This is a genomic window from Phenylobacterium sp. (assembly GCF_036263695.1).
GTDB lineage: Bacteria > Pseudomonadota > Alphaproteobacteria > Caulobacterales > Caulobacteraceae > Phenylobacterium.
In genome coordinates this window covers 1-4,947 of sequence record NZ_DATAGM010000449.1, presented here as the reverse complement: position 1 = coordinate 4,947, position 4,947 = coordinate 1, and the positions used below count along the sequence as shown (strand labels likewise).

Here is a 4,947-nt window from a genome sequence, read left to right as displayed (position 1 = left end):
CCGGCGGCCAGCGCCAGCGGATCGCCATCGCCAGGGCCTTCCTGAAGGACGAGCCCATCCTGCTGCTGGACGAGGCCACCAGCGCCCTGGACGCGGAGAGCGAGGCCCAGGTGCAGACGGCGCTCGCCCGGCTGATGGCCGGCCGCACCACCATGCTGATCGCCCACCGGCTCTCCACCGTCCGAGCCGCCGACCGCATCTACGTCATCGACCGGGGCAAGGTGGTGGAGGAGGGCGACCACGCCGCCCTGATCCGCAAGCGCGGCCTCTACGCGCGCCTGGCCAAGACCCAGGACCTGGAGTCGGAGACCGCCGCTTGAAGGGACTGCTCCGCAATCCGGCGGTCCAGTCGTTCCTGGGGTGGGTGCTGGCGGCCTACCTCAAGCTTGTGCTGCGCACCATCCGCTGGCGGCACGAGAACGTCGACTGCGTCGAGCCGGCGCTGGCCGGCGAGGGCGGCGCTATCGCCCTCTTCTGGCATGGCCGCATCCCCCTCTGCCTGGCGACCGCCCCGCAGTGGTGGCGCAAGAGGACGCGGGCGATGATCTCGCCCTCGGCCGACGGCGAGTTCATCGCGCAGGCGCTGGCGAGGGCTGGCTTCCCGGCCATCCGCGTCTCGTCGGCCAAGCCCGGGGACACCGCCAAGGCGCGGGCGGCGGTGGCGGGCTTCCGCGAGGCGATGACCTGGGTCGGCGACGGCGGGGCGCTGGTGATCACGCCCGACGGCCCCCGCGGCCCTAACGAGGTGGTCGCCGCCGGCGCACTGCAGATCGCGAGGCGCACCGGCGCGCCGGTGTTCCTGATGGGCATCGCCGCTCATCCGGCGACCCAGCTGAACACCTGGGACAAGGTCATGTTCGCCGCACCGTTCGGCCGCGGCGCGGTGGTCTGGGACGGTCCGTACCACGCGCCCGGCAAGCTCGACGAAACCGACGCGGCGGCGCTGATCGCGGACTGGTCGCAGCGGCTTTCGGCGGCCACCCGGCGCGCCGAGGCGCTGGTCGGCCGCCCCGTTGCCGCCGGGGCCTCCGGGTGAGAGATAGGGCCATGGGCCACGACCACCACGGTCATCATCACGCGCACGGCCATGACCATCACCATGGTCACGGCGGCCACCATCATGGCCCCGGGCATCACCACGGGCCGCCGCCGGACGCCGGCCGGGCGTTCGCCGTCGCAGTCGCGCTGAACACCGCCCTGGTGCTCGGCCAAGCGATCGCCGGCCTGTGGTTCGGCTCCCTCGCCCTGCTGGCCGACGCTGGCCACAACCTCTCCGACGTGCTGAGCCTGGTGATGGCCTGGACCGCCGCGGTGCTGGCCAAGCGGGCGCCCACGTCCCGGCGCACCTATGGCCTCGGCAAGGCCTCGATCCTGGCGTCGCTAGCCAACGCCGTGCTCCTGTTGGTGGCGGTGGGGGTGATCGTCTCGGAAGCGGTGCGGCGGTTCAACGAGCCCGCCGAGGTCGCGACCACGCCGGTAATGATCGTCGCGGGCCTGGGGGTGCTGATCAACACCGGCACAGCGCTGATGTTCATGCGCGGCCGCCACGACGACCTGAACATCCGCGGCGCCTTCCTGCACATGGCCGCCGATGCCGGCGTATCGCTGGCGGTGGTCGTCGGCGCCGGCGTGATGGCGCTGACCGGTGCGGCCTGGATCGACCCGGCGCTCAGCCTGCTGATCGCCGCGGTGATCGTCATCGGCACCTGGGGCCTGCTGCGCGAGTCCGTGGACCTGGCCCTCGATGCGGCGCCGAAGGGGATCGACGTCGAAAAGGTGCGTCAGTGGCTGGTGACGCAGCCCGGCGTCACCGACGTCCACGATCTGCACATCTGGGCCATGAGCACCACCGAAACGGCGCTGACCGCCCACATCACCCGGCCGGTGGGCGGCGACCCCGACGGCTTCCTGCACGCCGCTTGCGAGGGCCTGGCGCACCGGTTCGGCATCCGCCATGCCACCTTGCAGGTGGAGACCGGCGAGGCGGAGGCCTGCCGCCTCGCCCCCGCGGACGTGGTGTGAGCCGTCCCGCCCGCTCGCTGGCGCTGGGCGCCTACCGGGCCGCCACCAGCCTTGCCGAACCCCTGGCGCCGGCCCTGCTGAACGGCCGCGCCCGCAAGGGCAAGGAGGACCCGGCCCGGATCGCCGAGCGGCTGGGCCGGCCGACGGCGCCGCGGCCCGCCGGCCCGCTCGCCTGGCTGCACGCGGTCAGCGTCGGCGAGGCGGTCTCAGTCCTGCCGCTGGCGGCGGCGCTGCGGGCGAGGCGGCCGGATCTATCCGTCCTGGTCACCTCCGGCACGCGCACCTCCGCCGAGCTGCTGGCAAAGCGCCTGCCGGACGGCTGCCTGCACCAGTATGCGCCGGTGGACGGGCCAGCCGCCGTCGCCCGCTTCCTGGCTCACTGGCGCCCGGACCTGGGCATCTTCGTCGAGAGCGAGCTGTGGCCGAACCTGATCGTGCAGGCCAAGGCTGCGGGCGTGCGCCTGGCGCTCCTGTCCGCCCGGATGACCGAGGCTAGCGCCCGCGGCTGGTCCCGGGCGCCCGGCGCAGCGGCGGAGCTGCTGGGCGCATTCGACCTGGTCCTGGTGCAGGACGAGGCCACCGCCGAGCGCCTCACCCGCCTGGGCGCCGCGCCGGCCGGGCGGCTCAACCTCAAGCTCATCGGCGAGCCTCTGCCCTGCGATCCCGAGGAGCTCGCGCGGTTGAAGACGCAGATCAGTGGCCGGCCGATCATCCTTGCCGCCAGCACCCACACGGGGGAAGAGGCGCTGATCGCGCGCGCCGGGCGGGGGGCGGGCGGGCTGCTGATCGTCGCGCCGCGGCACCCGGACCGCGGCCCCGCCGTCGAGGCGGAGCTGAAGGCGCTCGGCATGAGCGTGGCGGTGCGTAGCCGGGGCGAGTCGCCAGCCGGCGCCGACGCCTACCTCGCCGACACCCTCGGCGAGCTCGGGCTGTTCTTCCGGCTGGCCGACGTCACGGTCATGGGCGGCGGCTTCGTGCCCGGGATCGGCGGCCACAATCCGCTGGAGCCGGCCCGGCTCGGCTGCGCCATCGTCACCGGGCCTGACGTGTTCAACGCCGCCGACGTCTACGCCGAGATGATCGGCGCCGGCGCAGTGCGCGTCGCGCCGGACGAGGCGGGACTTGCCGACACCTTGGGCGAACTGCTCACCGAGCCGGAGCGCGCCCGCGCGATGGGTCGGGCCGCCCTCGCCTTCGCCGAGCGGCAAGGTGCGGCGCTGGACGAGGCGCTGGCCCGCCTCTCGCCCCTGCTGCCCGCATGAGCCTGGGCACCCCGCGTTGGTGGTACCAGCGGCGCAGTGGCCCGATGGGCGCGACCCGCTTGCTGCTGACGCCCCTCTCCTGGGTCTGGGCCGGCGTCACCGCTTGGAAGATCGCCGTCTCCAAGCCGGTCGATCCCGGCGCGCCGGTGATCTGCGTCGGCAACCTCACCATGGGTGGGACCGGCAAGACCCCCATCGTGCGAGCGCTGATGGCCCACATCACCGCGCTGGGCGTGCCGGTGCACGGCCTCTCGCGCGGCTACGGCGGCCGACTGCCCGGCCCGGTGGAGGTCGACCCCGAGCGGCACACCGCGCAGGACGTCGGCGACGAGCCTCTGCTGCTGGCGCTGGAGGGCCCCGTCTGGGTGGCTCGCGACCGGGCCGAGGGCGCAGCCGAAGCGGTGATCTCTGGCGCCTCGATCATCGTCATGGACGACGGTCACCAGAACGGCTCGGTGGCCAAGGCCCTGTCGCTGGTGGTGGTCGACGGCGAGACCCGCGACGGCGAGTGGCCGTTCGGCGGCGGCGGGGTGTTCCCGGCCGGTCCCATGCGCGAGCCGCTGAAGGCCGGCCTGGCCCGCGCCGACGCCGTCGTCCTCTTGATGCCCGGCGACCTCGGCCGCCCGGACCCGGAGTTGCTGAAGCTGTTCGGGGCGACGCCGGTGCTGGTCGCCCGGCTGGAGCCGGCCCAGTCGCCGCCGCGCGGGCGCCAGCTCGGGTTCGCGGGCGTCGGCAAGCCCTGGAAGGTGGAGCGCTCCCTGCGCGCCGCCGGCTGCGAGCTGATCGACTTCGCCGCCTTCCCGGACCACTTCGCCTACGACGAGGCGACGCTTCAGGCGCTCCACGCCCGCGCGTTGGACGCCGGCGCGGGCCTGGTCACCACCGAAAAGGACTGGGTCCGCCTGCCGCCCCACTGGCGCGGCCGAGTCGTCGCCTGGCCCGTCCGAGCGAGGTTCGTCGATCCGTCGGCGGTGACGGCGCTGCTGAAGCCGGTGCTGCCGCCCTAGGCCGTCGCGCCCGCCTTCTGGGCGAACTTCCAGCCGGCCTGGGCGAGGGAGACGACGCGCGGGCCCATGGCGGCGGCCTGCGGGCTGTTGGCCGTCCCGTCCCGGGCCCGGCCGACGATGCCCTGGATGATCCCGGCGAGGCGGAAGATGTTGTAGGCGAAGTACCAGTTGAGGTCCGGCAGGCCCGCGCGCCCGGTCAGGCGGCAGTACTCGTTCACATATTCCTCGATGCTCGGGATGCCATGAGCCTCCAGGTCGGGGATGGTCGCGACCGTGCCGTTGACCCAGTTCATCAGGAGGTAGGTGAAGTCGGCCAGCGGCTCGCCGAGGGTCGAGAGCTCCCAGTCGAGCACGGCGATCACCCGCGGCTCGGTGGGATGGAAGATCATGTTGTCCAGCCGGTAGTCGCCATGGACCACCGAGGTGCGCTCCTGCGGCGGCAGGGTCTTGGGCAGCCAGTCGATCAGCCGCTCCATCTCCTCGATGTGCTGGGTTTCGGAGGCCTTGTACTGCTTGGTCCAGCGGTCGACCTGCCGGCCCATGTAGTTGCCGGGCTTGCCGTAGTCGCCAAGGCCGATCTTCTCGTGGTCGGTGTTGTGCAGGTCGGCGAGGGTCTTCAGCTTGCCCATGAAGATGGCGCGCCGCTCGGCCGGCTC

The 4,947-nt window shown here is 73.3% G+C and carries 6 protein-coding genes; 5 read left to right on the top strand and 1 reads right to left on the bottom strand.

The genetic code is table 11. The features are described from left to right. The 5 genes from VHK87_RS18100 to lpxK all read left to right on the top strand — a co-directional run. Nucleotides 1-320, top strand: a 320-nt coding sequence (locus VHK87_RS18100) for an ATP-binding cassette domain-containing protein (protein WP_329636290.1), incomplete at its 5' end; no start/stop codon positions are given. Then, nucleotides 317-1,036 (top strand): lysophospholipid acyltransferase family protein, encoded by a 720-nt coding sequence (locus VHK87_RS18095; RefSeq protein WP_329636289.1) that lies wholly within the window; start codon nucleotides 317-319, stop codon nucleotides 1,034-1,036. The genes VHK87_RS18100 and VHK87_RS18095, both read left to right, overlap by 4 nt. Nucleotides 1,037-1,047: 11 nt before the next feature. Further along, complete coding sequence (locus VHK87_RS18090; protein WP_329636288.1) at nucleotides 1,048-2,022, top strand: cation diffusion facilitator family transporter; 975 nt, start codon at nucleotides 1,048-1,050, stop codon at nucleotides 2,020-2,022. Then, a complete protein-coding gene (locus VHK87_RS18085; RefSeq protein WP_329636287.1) occupies nucleotides 2,019-3,284 on the top strand; it encodes a 3-deoxy-D-manno-octulosonic acid transferase in 1,266 nt (421 codons plus the stop codon). The genes VHK87_RS18090 and VHK87_RS18085 overlap by 4 nt, the downstream gene beginning before the upstream one ends. After that, nucleotides 3,281-4,291, top strand: coding sequence for a tetraacyldisaccharide 4'-kinase (lpxK, locus tag VHK87_RS18080; RefSeq protein ID WP_329636286.1), 1,011 nt, complete (start codon nucleotides 3,281-3,283; stop codon nucleotides 4,289-4,291). The genes VHK87_RS18085 and lpxK overlap by 4 nt, the downstream gene beginning before the upstream one ends. Here the strand turns inward: lpxK and VHK87_RS18075 are convergent. After that, a partial coding sequence (locus tag VHK87_RS18075) for a phosphotransferase family protein (protein WP_329636285.1) occupies nucleotides 4,288-4,947 on the bottom strand: 660 nt, incomplete at its 5' end. The genes lpxK and VHK87_RS18075 overlap by 4 nt on opposite strands.

What these genes read in the sequence shown, in the direction of transcription:
- VHK87_RS18090 (WP_329636288.1), top strand. Translation starts at nt 1,048, where the DNA reads ATGGGCCACGACCACCACGGTCATCATCACGCGCACGGCCATGACCAT.
- lpxK (WP_329636286.1), top strand. Translation starts at nt 3,281, where the DNA reads ATGAGCCTGGGCACCCCGCGTTGGTGGTACCAGCGGCGCAGTGGCCCG.